The organism is Limosilactobacillus kribbianus (assembly GCF_026413145.1).
Taxonomy (GTDB): domain Bacteria; phylum Bacillota; class Bacilli; order Lactobacillales; family Lactobacillaceae; genus Limosilactobacillus; species Limosilactobacillus kribbianus.
On the sequence record NZ_JAOVYZ010000003.1, the window covers coordinates 46,305 to 61,643 of the forward strand.

17 protein-coding genes are annotated in these 15,339 nt (G+C 51.2%); all 17 read right to left on the reverse strand.

Features of this window, described 5'->3' with window-relative positions:
• Positions 1-29 precede the first annotated feature (29 nt).
• The 17 genes from hemL to OCT58_RS01575 all read right to left on the reverse strand — a co-directional run bounded on the left by hemL (position 30) and on the right by OCT58_RS01575 (position 15,328).
• Positions 30-1,325 carry a glutamate-1-semialdehyde 2,1-aminomutase gene (gene hemL, locus OCT58_RS01495; RefSeq protein WP_438361103.1) on the reverse strand — a complete coding sequence of 432 codons (1,296 nt, stop codon included), beginning with the start codon at positions 1,323-1,325 and terminating at the stop codon, positions 30-32.
• A gap of 21 nt (positions 1,326-1,346) precedes the next feature.
• The gene (gene hemB, locus OCT58_RS01500; RefSeq protein WP_267201063.1) at positions 1,347-2,318 is read right to left on the reverse strand and encodes a porphobilinogen synthase; all 972 of its coding nucleotides are present in this window, start codon (positions 2,316-2,318) and stop codon (positions 1,347-1,349) included.
• A 5-nt stretch (positions 2,319-2,323) separates the two neighbouring features.
• Positions 2,324-3,241: a hydroxymethylbilane synthase gene (hemC, locus tag OCT58_RS01505; protein WP_267201064.1), complete on the reverse strand. Its 918-nt coding sequence runs from the start codon at positions 3,239-3,241 to the stop codon at positions 2,324-2,326.
• Entirely contained in the window at positions 3,231-4,499 is a 1,269-nt protein-coding gene (gene hemA / locus OCT58_RS01510) for a glutamyl-tRNA reductase (RefSeq protein WP_267201065.1), read from the reverse strand. Before hemA ends, hemC begins: the two co-directional genes overlap by 11 nt.
• Positions 4,500-4,501: 2 nt before the next feature.
• Positions 4,502-4,960, reverse strand: a complete 459-nt coding sequence (locus tag OCT58_RS01515; RefSeq protein ID WP_438361104.1) for a precorrin-2 dehydrogenase/sirohydrochlorin ferrochelatase family protein — start codon at positions 4,958-4,960, stop codon at positions 4,502-4,504.
• A gap of 15 nt (positions 4,961-4,975) precedes the next feature.
• Positions 4,976-6,478, reverse strand: a complete 1,503-nt coding sequence (locus tag OCT58_RS01520; protein WP_267201068.1) for a cobyric acid synthase — start codon at positions 6,476-6,478, stop codon at positions 4,976-4,978.
• Between the two features lie 83 nt (positions 6,479-6,561).
• Positions 6,562-7,374, reverse strand: a complete 813-nt coding sequence (locus tag OCT58_RS01525) for an energy-coupling factor ABC transporter ATP-binding protein (protein ID WP_267201069.1) — start codon at positions 7,372-7,374, stop codon at positions 6,562-6,564.
• 11 nt (positions 7,375-7,385) lie between these two features.
• Positions 7,386-8,063, reverse strand: coding sequence for a cobalt ECF transporter T component CbiQ (gene cbiQ, locus OCT58_RS01530; RefSeq protein ID WP_267201070.1), 678 nt, complete (start codon positions 8,061-8,063; stop codon positions 7,386-7,388).
• Between the two features lie 21 nt (positions 8,064-8,084).
• Positions 8,085-8,408 carry an energy-coupling factor ABC transporter substrate-binding protein gene (locus OCT58_RS01535; protein ID WP_267201071.1) on the reverse strand — a complete coding sequence of 108 codons (324 nt, stop codon included), beginning with the start codon at positions 8,406-8,408 and terminating at the stop codon, positions 8,085-8,087.
• A complete protein-coding gene (locus OCT58_RS01540) occupies positions 8,405-9,148 on the reverse strand; it encodes an energy-coupling factor ABC transporter permease (RefSeq protein ID WP_305069052.1) in 744 nt (247 codons plus the stop codon). Before OCT58_RS01540 ends, OCT58_RS01535 begins: the two co-directional genes overlap by 4 nt.
• 2 nt (positions 9,149-9,150) lie before the next feature.
• Positions 9,151-9,852 (reverse strand): cobalt-factor II C(20)-methyltransferase, encoded by a 702-nt coding sequence (locus OCT58_RS01545; RefSeq protein ID WP_267201073.1) that lies wholly within the window; start codon positions 9,850-9,852, stop codon positions 9,151-9,153.
• A complete protein-coding gene (locus OCT58_RS01550; protein ID WP_267201074.1) occupies positions 9,845-10,633 on the reverse strand; it encodes a sirohydrochlorin cobaltochelatase in 789 nt (262 codons plus the stop codon). The genes OCT58_RS01545 and OCT58_RS01550 overlap by 8 nt, the downstream gene beginning before the upstream one ends.
• On the reverse strand, positions 10,626-12,023 hold the full coding sequence (cobA, locus tag OCT58_RS01555; RefSeq protein WP_267201075.1) for a uroporphyrinogen-III C-methyltransferase: 1,398 nt from the start codon (positions 12,021-12,023) through the stop codon (positions 10,626-10,628). Before cobA ends, OCT58_RS01550 begins: the two co-directional genes overlap by 8 nt.
• Entirely contained in the window at positions 12,013-12,771 is a 759-nt protein-coding gene (gene cobK, locus OCT58_RS01560; RefSeq protein ID WP_267201076.1) for a precorrin-6A reductase, read from the reverse strand. Before cobK ends, cobA begins: the two co-directional genes overlap by 11 nt.
• Positions 12,768-13,493, reverse strand: a complete 726-nt coding sequence (cobJ, locus tag OCT58_RS01565) for a precorrin-3B C(17)-methyltransferase (protein ID WP_267201077.1) — start codon at positions 13,491-13,493, stop codon at positions 12,768-12,770. The genes cobK and cobJ overlap by 4 nt, the downstream gene beginning before the upstream one ends.
• 11 nt (positions 13,494-13,504) lie before the next feature.
• Entirely contained in the window at positions 13,505-14,560 is a 1,056-nt protein-coding gene (locus tag OCT58_RS01570) for a cobalt-precorrin 5A hydrolase (RefSeq protein WP_267201078.1), read from the reverse strand.
• Between the two features lie 6 nt (positions 14,561-14,566).
• On the reverse strand, positions 14,567-15,328 hold the full coding sequence (locus OCT58_RS01575; protein ID WP_267201079.1) for a cobalt-precorrin-4 methyltransferase: 762 nt from the start codon (positions 15,326-15,328) through the stop codon (positions 14,567-14,569).
• Between the last annotated feature and the right edge of the window lie 11 nt (positions 15,329-15,339).

Consider the following 15,339-nt stretch of genomic DNA (forward strand, 5'->3'; position numbering starts at 1 on the left):
AAATCACTGTCACAGCCCCTTAATCTTAATTAATTGGTTGCTGCCTTAAATGCGGCATCAAATGCTGCAATTGTCTTTTCAATGTCCTCGTCGGTGTGCTTCGTTGAGATAAAGTTCGTCTCAAATTGAGATGGTGCGACGTAGACACCATTCTCAAGCAGCTTCCAGAAGCACTTTTCAAAGAGCTGCTGGTCGCAAGCCTTGACGTCATCGAAGTTATTGATCGGATTGCTGTTGTAGAAGTAGCTCCACATAGTCCCAACGTGGTGAACAGTCATTGGAACCCCGTACTTGTCAGCCGCAGCCTTAATACCAGCGGTCAGGGTGGCCACCTTCTTTTCCATCTGGTCATAGTCTTCTGGCGTCAGTTGTTCCAGCGTGCTGATTCCACCGGTCATGGCCAATGGGTTCCCGGAAAGCGTCCCCGCGTGATAAATGCTACCAGCTGGGGTGATGTTTTCCATGATTTCGCGCCGGCCACCAAATGCACCAACCGGCAGGCCACCGCCGATGACCTTCCCCAGCGTGGTCAGGTCAGGAGTGATGTTAACCAGACTCTGCACACCGTGGAAGGCAGCCCGGAAGCCGGACATTACTTCGTCAAAGATCAAGAGGGCACCGTGTTCCTTGGTCACATCCCGCAGCGTCTGCAGGAATTCTTGGGTTCCTGGAATAACACCCATGTTCCCAGCAACTGGTTCCACGATCGCACAAGCAATCTCATCCCCATGACTGGCAAACAGCTTCTTAACCCCTTCAACGTCATTGTAGGCCACCGTCAGCGTATCATAGGCCAGGTCATCAGGAACACCTGGCGACGTGTTAATGCCAAAGGTTGCCAGCCCTGAACCGGCATCAACCAGCAGTGAGTCGCTGTGACCGTGGTAATTGCCGACAAACTTGACGATCTTGTCCCGGTGAGTGTAGCCCCGGGCCAACCGAATCGCACTCATCGTTGCTTCCGTTCCGGAAGAAACCATCCGAATCATTTCGATTGAAGGCATGATCCGGTTGACGATCTTGGCCAACTCGGTTTCTTGCAGAGTTGGAGCACCGTAGCTGGTTCCCTTGGCAACCGCCTTGTCCAGTTCGGCAACCACGTGATCATCGGCGTGCCCCAGGATTAATGGTCCCCAGGACAGGACATAGTCGATGTACTTGTTGCCATCAATGTCATAGATGTATTCATTCTTGCCGTGATCGATAAACAGGGGATCACCGCCGACATTCTTGAAGGCCCGAACAGGACTGTTCACCCCACCCGGCATGTATTGCTGCGCTTCCTTAAACGCAGCCTTGGATTTTGTTGTATCTAACTTAGTCAAAAGTAAAACCACCTATCAAAATTAAAGCTTCTTGGCAACGTCCTTGGCAAAGTAGGTAATGATCAGGTCAGCACCGGCACGCTTCATCCCCATTAAGACTTCGTAAACGATCTGGTCTTCGTTGATCCAGCCCTTGGCGGCCGTTGCCTTGATCATTGCGTATTCACCGGAAACGTTGTAGGCAACCAGTGGCAGGTTCGTGTGGTCACGAACTTCGCGCATGATATCCAGGAAGGCCATCGATGGCTTGACCATCACAAAGTCGGCGCCTTCCTTTTCATCGCTGGCAACTTCCCGCAGCGCTTCACGCCGGTTGGCCGGGTCCATCTGGTAGGTCTTCCGATCTTTTGGTCCTTCCTTGGGTGCCCCATCGGCAGCATCACGGAATGGGCCGTAAAATGAGGAAGCAAACTTAACTGCGTAGGACATGATTGGCGTATCCAAGTAGCCCGCTTCATCTAAGCCCTGCCGAATTGCTGCAACGTAACCATCCATCGCGTTGGAAGGGGCAATGATGTCGGCGCCGGCCTTAACCTGGCTGACGGCGGTCTTCGTCAGGTACTTCAGTGATTCATCGTTGACAACCACACCGTCCCGCAGGATTCCACAGTGACCAGTATCGGTGTATTCACACAGACAGGTGTCGGCAATCACGATCAAGTCAGGATAGTTCTTCTTGATCAGGCGAATTGCCTGCTGAACAATCCCGTCATCTTCCCAAGCACCGGTCCCAAATTCATCTTTCTTTTCAGGAATTCCGAAGACAATCACTGACTTGATGCCTAGATCAACGATCTCCTTAATTTCATCAAGGATTGAGTTAATACTATAACGGTAGATTCCCGGCATCGATGCGATTTCTTCCCGATCTTGAATAGTCGCGTCCACGAAGACCGGCATAATCAAATCATCCTTAGTTAAATGCGTTTCCCTTACCAGATCACGCATTGCAGCACTAGTCCGTAAACGACGGTGACGATCAAATTGCAACATGATTTCTAATCTCCTTCAATAATTCCATATTTATCCCTTGCCAATAACTGATCGGCAACCTGCTTGCCAACTCCAGGATTATCGGCAGGAATCTTTTCTTCTTTCAACACGTGTTCACCATTTGGTGAGGCGATTAAGCCGTCGAAGAACAGCTGACCAAACTGGGCATAGGCATGCCCACCAATTGGGAAGTTACAGCTGCCGCCAAGTTCCCGCATAAATTCACGTTCAATCTGAATGCACTTTGCCGACTGCGGGTCATTAATCTGGTCAAGCATCTGCCGAATCGGCGCATCGTCTTTCCGACATTCAATTGCGAGACAACCCTGCCCAACAGCTGGCACAATGACATTCTTGAGCTGCAAAACGTGGTAAGCACTCAGGTCGACTTGGAGCCGCTTTAGCCCCGCTTCGGCCAAAATCACACCATCCAGGTGCTCAGTGTCAATTTTCTTCAGCCTAGTATCTATATTACCTCTGATCGGCACAATTTTTAAGTCTGGGCGGGCATTTAATAACTGCCCCTGCCGGCGCAAACTATTGGTTCCAACCCGGGCTCCCTGTGGCAGATCCGCGATACTGGAAAAGGCCTGCCGGCTGACTAAACAGTCAAAGGGCGAGACCCGTTTCGGGAAGGCTCCTAAAATCAGGTCAGCGGGCAAAACCGGCATCACGTCCTTGAGGCTGTGAACCGCAAAGTCGATTGTGCCGTTCTGCAGTTCCTCTTCGATTTCCTTAACGAAGACCCCCTTGCCACCAATTTTAGATAGGCTGGCCTGCTGATTACGGTCGCCTTCCGTGATAACATTCTTAATCTCAAAGTCGGTTGTCGGGAAAAGTTTTTGCAAGGCCGCAATGACCAGCTTTGTCTGGGCCATTGCCAGCTTACTCTTGCGGCTTCCTACAATTACCTTATTTGTCATTTTGCTGATTCTCCACCTTTAAATTATCCATTCCAAAGATCTTGCAGAAGAAGTCGATGTCAGCCGTTGCTCCCGGTGTAATCGACAATTCCTTGATCTCCTTGATTGGTCCCTTGATCATCTGATTGATGATGCTCTTCATGTGCTTGCTAATGACCTTGCGCTCATGAGCATCCAGTTCCGGGAGCTTCCGCAGCAAACTATCATAAGCCGTTGCCTCAATTTTTAAGGAGTGCTCACGAAGGCCTCTGATTACCGGCACAATGTGAAGCTGCTTTTCCCAGACATAGAAATCATGAACCTCGTTGGGCACTTCTGCGGCAATTTTAGCCAGCATCTGCTTCTTCTTTTCATCGTTGGCATCGAGGATCGAGTGCAAGTTATCAATGTCGTAGTAGTCGACATCACTCTTGGGGTCAACTGCCACATTGCGCGGAACTCCCAGATCAACGATAATCGTTTCGGTGTCCGCTTTGGCCTTATAAAGTGGCTGCTTGACTGAAGCGGCAAAGACAGCCGCGTCAGCCTCGGCAACGGCATCGTCGAGCTGGTCAAAGGGGCGCGACTCCACAACCCCTTGCAGCTTGTCCGCAATCGCTTCGGCCTTACTGTTGGTCCGATTGAGCAGCGTTACCTTGCTAAAGCCCATGTTGCTGGCGTTGTAGGCAGTGTGCTTGCCAATCTGGCCCATTCCGATCACGGCCAAGGTTTTCCCGCTGAGTGAACCAAAATCGGTCTTGATCTGGTGCAGCCCCGCTTGTCCCGAAGATTGGGCCAGCTCACTCACCCGGTACTTGGTGTGCATTTTCTTGGAGAAGGTGATTGCCTGCCGGAAGAGGTGATTCAAAATGGCCCCCGTTGTGCCTTGCTCGTCGGCAACTTGGAAGGCGTTCTTCATCTGCCCCAAAATCTGCGGTTCGCCTTTAATAAGCGAATCGAGCCCGGTAATGACCCGAAAAAGATGCTCGGCGGTTTCTTCCCGCGTATTAATTGTCACATACTGGCTAAAGTCGTCGACCGTGTAGTGGAACCATTCCGCCAGAAAACGCTTGATATAGTAGCGCCCTGTATGAATTTGATCGACCACCGCGTAGACTTCGGTCCGGTTGCAGGTCGAAATCAATAAATTTTCCAGGATACTCTTTTCGCTGTTCAGCAATTGGTCGGCTTTCGGTACTTCTTCAGCCGAAAACGAAAATTTCTCCCGTAGTTCAATTGGTAATTGATGATAATTCAAGCTCACACACATCAAATACATTCTTACTCAAACTCCTTATGAAACTTCTGATTAATCCAGTCCTTGATCTCATTCTTGAACTTTTTGGCCGCACTTGGTGATTTGCCAAGCGTCGAAACGCTAATAAACATATCATCCGCATTCAGCGTTGCCAGATTGTAAAAGTCAGAATTGTTTTTGTCGCTGGTGTTATTAACTAGTTGAAAATGAGTGGCCTCGGCCTTGACCTGGTCGTTGACGGCCCGGTCATCCGTACAGGCAATAATCATATCCATTTCTTCAACATACTTGCGTTGGTAGGTATCTTGAATCCAGTCAATCTTGGTCTGATCGATTCCTTCCGTTAGGACCGGACTGATTACCGTGGGTTTGACGCCCGCTCCGATCAATTTTTTGATCTTTCGCCGGGCCACCTTTCCGCCGCCAATGACAGCCACCCGTTTTTCCGTCAGATTTAAGATAATTGGGTATGGTGCCTTCATCATTATAATCATCCCTCATTTTTCTGATTCCTGCAGAATTTGCTTCAGTTTTTCCATGTCAACGTTTTCCGCAAATAGTCGGGCCAGGCGTTCATACTGCTGGTCTTTGTATTCACTGATTGAGACGTTTGTGTTCACCAGTGGAGCCAATCCCTTAGCAGTCCGAATCTTGTTGAGCAGGTGCCGGGTCCAGTACGGGTTGTCAAAGATCCCGTGAAGGTAGGTCCCGATAACGGTCCCGTCGTTATTCACGGCACCGTCTTCGCGCCGTTCCGGTTGACCGTTCGTTTCTTGGATTTCCGCAAAGGGGGTGGCGTTTAAGCCCAGTTTCGTTGTTCCCATGTGGATTTCATAACCCTTAAGTTCATAATTTTTCCGCTTGGCAACCGCCTGAGTCGTCGTCTTTTGTTCGTTAAAGATGGTTTCAGTATCCAGCAGTCCCAGACCGGCCTGTTCTTTAATCGGGGATTCAATTCCCTCTGGATCATGCAGCATCCGACCAAGAATCTGGTAGCCGCCACAGATGCCAACCACGATACTGCCATCCTCGTGGGCATGAATGATTGCGTCGGCCAAGCCATTCTTCTTCAGCGCGGCCAAGTCCTCATTTGTGTTCTTGCTTCCCGGCAGGATCAATAAGTCGGGATTCCCCAGCTCCTCTGCCTTTAAAACGTAACGGACCGAAACGTCCGGCTGAATCTTGAGGCTGTGAATATCGGTGAAATTGGAAATCTTGTCAAGGTCAATCACGGCCACATCAATTGCTTTGGAAGTGTTCTTCTGGCGCGGCTTGCGCGTCAGGGAAACGCTGTCCTCCTCGTCGATATCGATGTCACTCATCGGCAGAACCCCGATGACGGGAACCCCGGTGAGCTTTTCAATCATCTTGTTACCGGGTTCCAAAAGGGTCTTGTCGCCACGGAACTTGTTGATGATGATCCCCTTGATCCGTTGCTGATCTTCCTTTGGCATCAGCTTGATCGTCCCGTAAATCGAGGCGAAGACGCCACCCTTATCAATATCCGCGACCAGAATCACCGGAGCATCCGCCATTTTGGCCATCCCCATGTTGACGATGTCATTCTCGTTCAGGTTGATCTCGGCCGGGCTGCCGGCCCCTTCCAGCACCATCACGTCGTTTTCCGCCGCCAGGGTCTGGTAGGCCTGCATAATCTGCGGAATGAGCTGAGGCTTGAACTTGTAGTAACTGGCCGCATCCATATCGGCCAGGACCTTGCCCATCACAATTACCTGGGAGTCCTTGTCGGTGGAAGGCTTTAAGAGGATCGGGTTCATGCGAACGTCCGGGTTAATCCGCGCCGCCTCGGCCTGATAGACCTGAGCGCGTCCCATCTCGTCCCCCTTATCAGTGATAAAGGAATTCAGCGCCATGTTTTGGGATTTAAATGGTGCAACTTTCTTTCCCTGGTTGGCTAAGATCCGGCAGACCGCGGCCGCTAACCAACTTTTACCAGCATCGGATGCCGTTCCTTGAAACATCACTGATTGTACTCCCATGACTATTCCTCCAATTGCTAATTATTATCAATATGTACAACAACAAGGGCGCACTGCGTCCCTGTCGTTAATGGCTTTAAGCCTTAATTATGTTTGCGTCCTTCGTTAGCAAACAGCTCCTGTTCGCTATCATAGAGCGGTAAGCCGAGCTTTTGGTGAATTTTCACCAACCACGGCTGCTCCAGTTTATTTTCCTTTAACAGCTGCTCGTCGTTAAAGACTTCCCGTTTACCACCCTGGGCCAAAATTTTGCCATCGCCAAGCAGGTAGAGATAATCGCAAACCTCATACATGAAATCCATGTCGTGGCTCGACAAAATAATGTGCTGACCGTTAGCAACCAGCTTTTGAATCAACATTTTCATCCGTAGCCGTCCATCTGGATCAAGGCCCGACGTCGGCTCATCAAGCAGGATCCATTCCGAGCCAATCACCATGATGCCGGCAATTGCCACCCGCTTTTTCTGCCCCCCACTCAGGTACTGAATTGGACGGTCCTTGAGCGGCAAAATATCCAGTTCTTTGAGGACCCGTTCGACCTTGGCCTGAATCTCATCAGCCGGAACCTTCAGATTATGCAGGGCAAAGGCAACGTCATCCTTCACAATTGAATAGAAGATCTGCTGATCCGAATTCTGAAAGACGATCCCGATTTTTCTGCGCAGGGCCCGCAAACCCTTCTTAGAATACTCGACCGGTTGGCCATCAACAAGAATTTCCCCGCCGGTTGGTTTCAGCTCACCAACCAGGTTCAAAAACAGTGTCGACTTTCCGGCCCCGTTGTGCCCCATGATGCCGATCACCTTGTGACTGTCGGCACCGATCTTTAATGAAATATCATCTAGGATCTGGTGCTTGTCATCATAACTAAAACTGAGATGCTTTAACTCTATCACACATATCCCTCCTAGATGTAAAATTCGCCATCGTACAACTTCGCATCGAGCGCCTTGGTCATCATCTCATAATTGATGATGACCTGCTCAAATAGCATTTTGGCCAGAATCCCCGAAGAATGAATCATGAGGCTAAAGGAGTCGTAGCCAAAACGCAACTTTTGCGCCCGATGGATTTGTTCAAAGGCATCCACGAAGATGAAGATGAACCGATACATCAGCATCGTCACTTCAATCATCATTCGTGGAAAATGAGCGGCCTTTAAGACCTGTAAAATCTGGGTAAAGGGGGTCGTCAAAGCAAACCAGTAGGTGCAGACAATTGCCGCCATGCACTGCAGCGCCATCCGGCCGGCCCGTGGCATCATCACCTTGGCCATTCCCAGGTAAACGCTGCCGAGCTTAATCGGCCAAATCAGTGTTGATTTTTGACTGGAAATCGTCACGACAATCCCGATAATACTGAGTAGAACAAAGGGAATGATTGCATAAAACCAACTGATATAACGCTTCACGGAAACCTTGGTGACATAAATCGTAATGATTGCAACAACCACGAGGACGACTGCTTTAAGCCATAGCAAGGGCTGAAAGGCAAGTACGATCCCCGCCAGCCACAAGAGTGCTTTGAGTTTCGGTGACCAATCAACGATTCGGTTTTCATAAGCGTATTTATCAATACTTAACACGAATAGTCACCACTTTCTTCGCTACTTTTCTGTTTTTGGTTCGGCCTCTTGCTTACTCTTAGCTTCAAGAGCCTTCTTCTTACCGTGGGCTGAACCAATAAAGTAGCAGATAACCCCCGTTCCAAGTGAACCCTGGACCGTAAAGAGCAGACTTTCGATTTCACCCGACGGTGGCGTCCAAACTGGGTGGGCCCAAACCTTGTAACTTGGATCGTACTTTTTGATCTGTTCCGTCCCTTGGTCGTCACTACCACCGTAGGATCCCTTAACAAAGATGAACGGGATCAGAACCAGCAGGATTACGCAGATCAATAGAATGATATTGATTTTCGTCCGTTTTTTCATTGCAGAGCAGACTCCTTCCACAGATCGTTACTAATTACTAAGTTGTAAACAATCACAGTTAACAGCCCTTCAGCAATTGCCAGCGGAATTTGGGTAACGGCATAGATTCCTAAGAACTTAATCAGGGCCGCACCAACCCCCCCGTTTGGATCAGGGAAGACGATCGCAAGCTGGAACGCAGTAGTAACGTAGGTCGACCAGTCGGCAAACATAGCACAGAGGAAGAGGGAGACAGACCGGTTAACCTTTAGTGCCCGGCACAGCTTCCAAACTGCAAACCCAACGATGGGGCCAACAATTGTCATTGAGAATTCGTTGGCGCCCAGCGTGGTCAAACCACCGTGTGCCAATAAGAGGGCCTGGAATAAGAGCACAATGACCCCTAAGACGGCCATAACTCCAGGGCCGAACATCACAGTCCCCAGGCCGACACCAGTTGGGTGTGAACAAGAACCCGTTACTGATGGCAGCTTCAAAGATGACAGGACAAAGACAAAGGCCCCACAGAGTGCCAGCATCACCTTCGCGTTCGGCACACCGGAGTTCACAATCTTGTACATCCGGTATAGCCCATAGATAAAGAATGGCGTGGCTACTGCAAACCAAAAGATACACCATTTCGGTGGCAACATTCCTTCCATGATATGCATCGCGTGTGCCGTCGTTGGGTAGGCCAGCGCGTATGCAAAACCAATGGCCAGGAACATTAAAAATTTACGGTATTTTTTAACTAATTCCATCACTATTTTCCTTCTCTTTTCTTTAATAATGCGGTCGTGAAGTATGGCAGCTGATCATCTGCCGAGTAATCTGACAATTTTTTGACCCGTTGCGTCGGCATCGATGCATTTTCGACCACAATTGTCTTCTCTAACAAGTTTCTTGCTTGCAAAATCTGGAAAACTTTTTTAAAATTAGTGGCGATCTTCATAATGACAACGTTATCATTAAGGTCAATTATTTTAGCTAACTTTTCTTCGTCAGCGGTTGCGGGCACGATTTCCAGCGATTCCTCATCAAGCATCAGCGGAATCGACTGACTGGCTGCAATTTGGCTGAAGGAAGAAATCCCAGCAATCGTCTGCACGTCAATTTCCTGCATTAACATGTCGGCGATATAGCTAAAGGTGCTATAAACGGATGGATCACCGAGGGTCAGGAAGCCAACATTTTGGCCGTCCTGAACATCGTTCTTGATCTCCGCAGCAATTTCACGCCAACTTTTCATTTTGGTATCCCAATCGTTTACCATTGGAAAGTGGCGTTTTTTTATTGTCAAATCAGCTGGCAGGTAAGGCGCCGCGATCTTTTCAGCAACACTCTTGCTCCCCCGGTGTGCCTGGGGAGTGTAGAGAATGTCGAGCTTCTTAATCGTTTCAACGGCCTTCACCGTCAGCAGTTCGCTATCTCCGGGGCCAACCCCAATTCCATAAAAACTAGCCATCAATTTCACCTCCTTTCAATGTTGTTGTCAGCTTTTCAACAAACATCTGCTGAATCTCGGGATATTCGCCCAGGCCCTTCAAGACCGGATGCGCAACGATCCCGTGATCCTTTAAGATGCTCTTCCACGAATCCGGCTCGTCGGATGCCATGTCATTATGGGCATGGTTACCGGCCACCATCATCAGTGGCTGCATGAAGACCTTGCTGATGCCGGCGTGTTCAAGGCGCTTGAGCTCGTCCTCGATATCAGGATAGCTCTCGACCGCGCCGACGTAGCTCTTGGTGCCCATCAGCATGTGGTCAAGGCAGGCATAGGTCGTAAAGGCACTGTGGGCGGTCCCGTGACCCATCCACAAGATGGCCTTGCCGGACGGCAGGTAGGCGCTCTGCTTCTTGAGGAAATCCGTCATTTGTTGAAAGTCCTCGAAGGTATCCAGCAGCGGCTGCGTGCATTGCAGAAGCTTGAACTGATCCTGGTAGTCCGCCACGACCTGCTTGACAATTCCGTATTCAATCCCGGGAATAATGTGGAGGGATTGGACAACCACCTCTTCGTAACCTTGAGCGGCCAGCTTTTTCAGCGCGGTGGCGGGATCGTCAATCGTTAGATTCTCTTTTTCCTGAATCCGCCGTCGAACAATCTTGGACGTAAAGGCCCGAAAAACGTCATAGTCGGGAAAGGCCTTACCCAGGGCTTTTTCGGTCGCGCCGATGGTCTTTTCCCGGGTTTCCGGATAGGTGGTCCCGAAACTTACTGCTAAAATTGCTTTTTTAGTCAACCGTAAACTCCTCCTCAATTCTTTGAACCGTGGCCGCAACTTTCGGCCGGCAGTCAATTACCTTTTGGAAACCAGCTTCCTGGGCGGCCTGCTTAATTGTCGGTCCCATCACGAATGCTTTTAGTCCCGCTAATTCGCCGCGCTGCGTTGCGCTCAAAGCGTTCAGAAAATCATGCAGGCTATCCGTACTTGGGAAGACCACCGCGCTGAACTCGGCCAAATCAAACGGCAGGGAAATTTTCTGCGGCTGTTTTTGGTAGAGATCCAAGAAGGTCCCGCCGGCAACCACCGCCTGCCCACTGCCAATTTCGACAAAATTATCAGGCAACTTCACATTCGGCAGGACTCCATCGACGATTAGGCCCGCCGCCCGCAGATGACGGGCAACTACCCGGTTGGCAGCCAGAATCTTCTTATCAGCCAGGCAACGCAGATCCTTGTCCGCGGCCACCAAGAGCTGAACAAATTGGCGATACGCCGCGATGCTGTCAACAAGCAAAGCCGCGGCGTCATCAAGAACCGTCAGGTCAGCGGCCAGCGGCGTCTTCACCGCCCGCCGGTAAAAGTCGACCGTCGCTCCCCGGTCCGTCAGCTGGTTAAATAAACGCTGCTGCTTGCTGAACGGTACTAAGACATGGACGCCTTGCAGTGGCCACTGAACGTTCAATTGGGCACTCAACTTCACGACATCCCCGACCACGATCAGGGCCGGCGAGGAAAGGTGCTGTTCTTCAACAATTTGATTGATGGTCGTCAGGTCACCGATCGCCATCCTTTGCCGCCATTGCGTCGCCCATTGAATAATCGCCACCGGAGTCTGCGGGTCTTTACCATGCGCCACCAGCTGCTGACAGATCGTCGGGAACTGGGCCATCCCCATCAAGAAGACCAGCGTGCCCTCCTGGTGGGCAATGTTTTCCCAGTCAAGCTGCTTTTGACCATCTTGTTTGTGATGACCGGTAATGATGTGAAAGCTGGATGCAAAGTCCCGATGGGTGATCGGAATGCCGACCGCGGCCAAGCCCGCAATTGCACTCGTGATGCCGGGGATGACTTCAAAGTTGACACCCGCCTTTTCAAGGACCTGGGCCTCTTCGCCACCGCGGCCAAAGACATAGGGATCCCCGGCCTTGAGCCGGACCACCTTTTGACCTTGCTGGGCATAGTCTACCAGCATCCGGTTAATCTCTGATTGCTTAACCTTGTGGTGCTGGGGAAGCTTGCCGACATCGATCAGCTTGGCCTGGTCGTTGGTAAACGCCAGTAATGATGGGTCGATCAGACGATCATATAAGACAACATCGGCCTCACTTAAACGGCGGCGACCAATTAACGTCAACAATTCGGGATCGCCGGGACCGGCACCTAAAAGGGTTACTCTACCATTCATCGTTTTCCTCCAAGTAAGCTTTCAATTCTTCTAAACTAGAAACGACCTGCGGATAATCAATCTGGGGACGGCGAATAATCACGCACGGAATCGCGAGCTTTTCACAGGCCGCGATTTTTTCTTGCAAGCCGCCCCGCCGGCCACTTTCCTTCGTGACCACGATGTCCGCGCCGGCATGCCGAAACAGTTCAACATTCAGCGCTACCGAGAAGGGTCCCTGCAAGGCGTCAATCTGGGAGGCGACAAAGCCTGCCGCCGTCAAATTCGTCATTACCCGCGTGGTTGGCAAAACTCGGACGTGTAGCCGATCAACACCTAGGCTTTGGGCATAGTCAGGTGCGGTCTTGCTGCCGGTCGACAGGTAGACCTTTCCGGAAACCGTTTTGAGGTAGGCACAGGCTTCTGTCGTGGAGTCCACCATCTTCAAAGTGATCGCGGCCTTCAGCGCACTCGACCGTTCAAAGCGCAAATACGGGATCGCCAGTTTGCTGGCCTGATCAATTGCCAGCTGTGAAATCACCCGGGCAAAGGGGTGGGTCGCATCAAGGATCAGGTTAATCTGATGTTGACGACAAAAGGCAGGAAAATTCTCCTCAGTAAAGGTCGTCTTCACCACCGCTGGGGCGTGCTGCTTTGCCAACTCCTCCCCGTAGTCACTAATTACCGAAACGACAAAGGGAAGCTGGTGCTTGGCGAGAACATCTGCAACCGCCAGACTTTCGCTTGTCCCACCGAGCAATAAAATCATAGCGTGTAACCCCGCGGCGTGATCATCCGACCATCCTTAACGTAGGTGTTCTTGTTGCCGACAATAACGATCGAAGTCATGTTAATCTCGGTTTCGTCCAGGTCCTTGATGGTCGTAATCTTATCAATTTCCTTTGGCCGGGCAACATCCTTACCAATTCCTACAACCGTGTCTGGTGACTTGTACTTCAGGATAATGTCCAAGGCTTTCCGTAAGTGGTGCGGACGACCCTTGCTCCGTGGATTGTACAGGCAAATTACAAAATCAGCCTTTGCAGCGGCGTCCACCCGCTTCGTAATGACTTCCCAAGGCGTCATTAAGTCGCTCAGACTAATGTGGCAGAAGTCGTTCATCAACGGTGCACCGAGGTGCGCGGCAGCTGCAATGCTGGCCGTAACCCCCGGGATAACCTTGACATCCACGTGCTGGTCCATTTTGCCGGCCAGTTCGAGGATCAAGCCGGCCATGCCGTAGATTCCGGCGTCCCCACTGGAGATGATGGCCACGTCTTTGCCGGTTGCGGCAATTTCAAGGGCCTTCTTGCAGCGCTCGATTTCGCCCCGCATCCCGGTAACGATCAATTCTTTGCCTTCAATCATGTCTTCAATCAGCCGGACGTAGGTCGCATAGCCGACGATCGTGTGGGTGTCTTTAATCACCTGCCGGGCTTCTTCGGTCATTAATTCCTTGGATCCAGGTCCGAGTCCAACTACATATAACATTTGTTTTCCTCCTAAATTTCGTTCAAACGGCTCATCGCCATCGTAATTTCATGGTTCGCGTAACGCTTGGTCACCGTCCGCGCCCCGCTCGCAAAATCGGCGGCCGCGCAGGCAACGTTACCCACCCCAACTGTCTTCAAGACAAAGGGCGAGGCGGGATAATGGGTGCTGGCCTCCTGCAATTGCTGGGCGGTAAAGAATTCCAGCTCAGCGTTTAACGTTGTCGCCAGGTATTGGAGCGCGCCTTCCTTGCGTTTCAGCTCGATCGAAGCTAGCTGACCGATCGACCGCCATAAGAGCTGGTGTTCGGTACAAAATTCGGTCAGAGCCTGTTGCATCATTCCGTTGGTGACGCCCTTTCGGCAGCCCACCCCGAGGACATTGACCCGGGGAACAACCTGAACTGCATCCGCATTCTTGGCAAAGTGCGAATGATCGGAAACAATCACCAGGGGCGTGCCTACCTGATGTTGCGCGGGCGTCTCCAAGACCGTGAACCCCGCCAGCGAACCCACGTACTTGGTCAGGTAGGGTTCGATAAAGAGTTCCACCGGTTTCTTTTCCGCCAGCAGCCGATTAAAGCGTTTCGTGTTGATCTTAAAGTTGGGGTACCAGCCGTTTAGATGCTTGGCCAGCATGTCCAGCGACTGAACATGCTCCGTATCGGTCGCCGTCGTAATTACCGGCTCGGTCTGGAGCAGGCGTGCCACTAAGCGGGTCCATTCATTGGCCCCGCCGACGTGGCCGGAGAGCAGGCTAATCACGTGGTTAGCCTGTTCGTCCATCACGATCACCGCCGGATCAACCGTCTTATCGATAATCACCCCCGTCAGGGAACGCACGACAATCCCGGTCGCCATAATGCAGACTACACAGTCATATTCCTTAAACAGGCGGTGCATTGTCGCCGTAAATTCACCCCGTCGGTAGTAATTCTCGCCATTTTGCGCCAAACGCTGCGGAAAATATCGGTCTACCGTCAGCGGCTGGGCTTGCAGCGCCGTAGCCAGGCGGCGGGCAGTCGCGGCGCCCGTACTCGTTAGGGCAATAATCGCAAACCGTTTCATCGCTGACTACTTGCTCTTCTTCCGGAACATGGTGCTGAAGCCGGCATCGTAAAGGTGGGAGTAATTGTACTCGTCACCCAGGAATTTGCCGACCATGATCAGGGCCGTCCGCCGAATATCGGCATCGTGAACTTTTTCGGCAATGTCCTTCAGCGTTCCCCGAACTTCTTTTTCATCCGGCCAGGTAGCCTTGTAGATAACTGCTGCGGGGGTATCTTCTGGGTAGCCCCCCTCTTCCAGCTGTTCCACAACCTTCTTGATTCCCTGAACGGACAGGAAGATGACCATTGAGGTCTGGTGTTGGGCCAGGGACTTCAGGGATTCCTTTTCTGGAACCGGGGTCCGGCCGGCCATCCGGGTAATGATGACACTCTGGGCAACTTCGGGCACGGTGTATTCAACCCCCATGCTGGAAGCGGCGCCTAAGAAGGAGCTGACACCGGGAACGCACTGGTATTCAATTCCCCGCTTCTTCATTTCCTCAATCTGTTCACGAATCGAACCGTAGATTGAGAAGTCACCGGTCTGCAAACGAACCACGGACTTATCTGCCTTGACCGCTTCTTCCATCCGGTCAACGATGTCATCCAAAGTCATCTTGGCACTGTCGTATAATTCGGCGCCCTCCTTGCAGTAGTTCAGCAGATCCTTGTTGATCAATGAACCGGCATAGATCACAACGTCGGCCTCGGCCAGCAGCTTGTAACCCTTCAACGTAATTAAATCTGTTTCACCAGGACCTGCACCTACAAAACTTACAATTGCCATTTTAATCATCC

Coding starts and splice junctions, on each gene's coding strand:
- hemB (WP_267201063.1), bottom strand. CDS start 2,318: ATGTTGCAATTTGATCGTCACCGTCGTTTACGGACTAGTGCTGCAATG.
- hemC (WP_267201064.1), bottom strand. CDS start 3,241: ATGACAAATAAGGTAATTGTAGGAAGCCGCAAGAGTAAGCTGGCAATG.
- hemA (WP_267201065.1), bottom strand. CDS start 4,499: ATGTATTTGATGTGTGTGAGCTTGAATTATCATCAATTACCAATTGAA.
- OCT58_RS01515 (WP_438361104.1), bottom strand. CDS start 4,960: ATGAAGGCACCATACCCAATTATCTTAAATCTGACGGAAAAACGGGTG.
- OCT58_RS01520 (WP_267201068.1), bottom strand. CDS start 6,478: ATGGGAGTACAATCAGTGATGTTTCAAGGAACGGCATCCGATGCTGGT.
- OCT58_RS01535 (WP_267201071.1), bottom strand. CDS start 8,408: ATGAAAAAACGGACGAAAATCAATATCATTCTATTGATCTGCGTAATC.
- OCT58_RS01540 (WP_305069052.1), bottom strand. CDS start 9,148: ATGGAATTAGTTAAAAAATACCGTAAATTTTTAATGTTCCTGGCCATT.
- OCT58_RS01545 (WP_267201073.1), bottom strand. CDS start 9,852: ATGGCTAGTTTTTATGGAATTGGGGTTGGCCCCGGAGATAGCGAACTG.
- cobA (WP_267201075.1), bottom strand. CDS start 12,023: ATGAATGGTAGAGTAACCCTTTTAGGTGCCGGTCCCGGCGATCCCGAA.
- cobK (WP_267201076.1), bottom strand. CDS start 12,771: ATGATTTTATTGCTCGGTGGGACAAGCGAAAGTCTGGCGGTTGCAGAT.
- cobJ (WP_267201077.1), bottom strand. CDS start 13,493: ATGTTATATGTAGTTGGACTCGGACCTGGATCCAAGGAATTAATGACC.
- OCT58_RS01570 (WP_267201078.1), bottom strand. CDS start 14,560: ATGAAACGGTTTGCGATTATTGCCCTAACGAGTACGGGCGCCGCGACT.
- OCT58_RS01575 (WP_267201079.1), bottom strand. CDS start 15,328: ATGGCAATTGTAAGTTTTGTAGGTGCAGGTCCTGGTGAAACAGATTTA.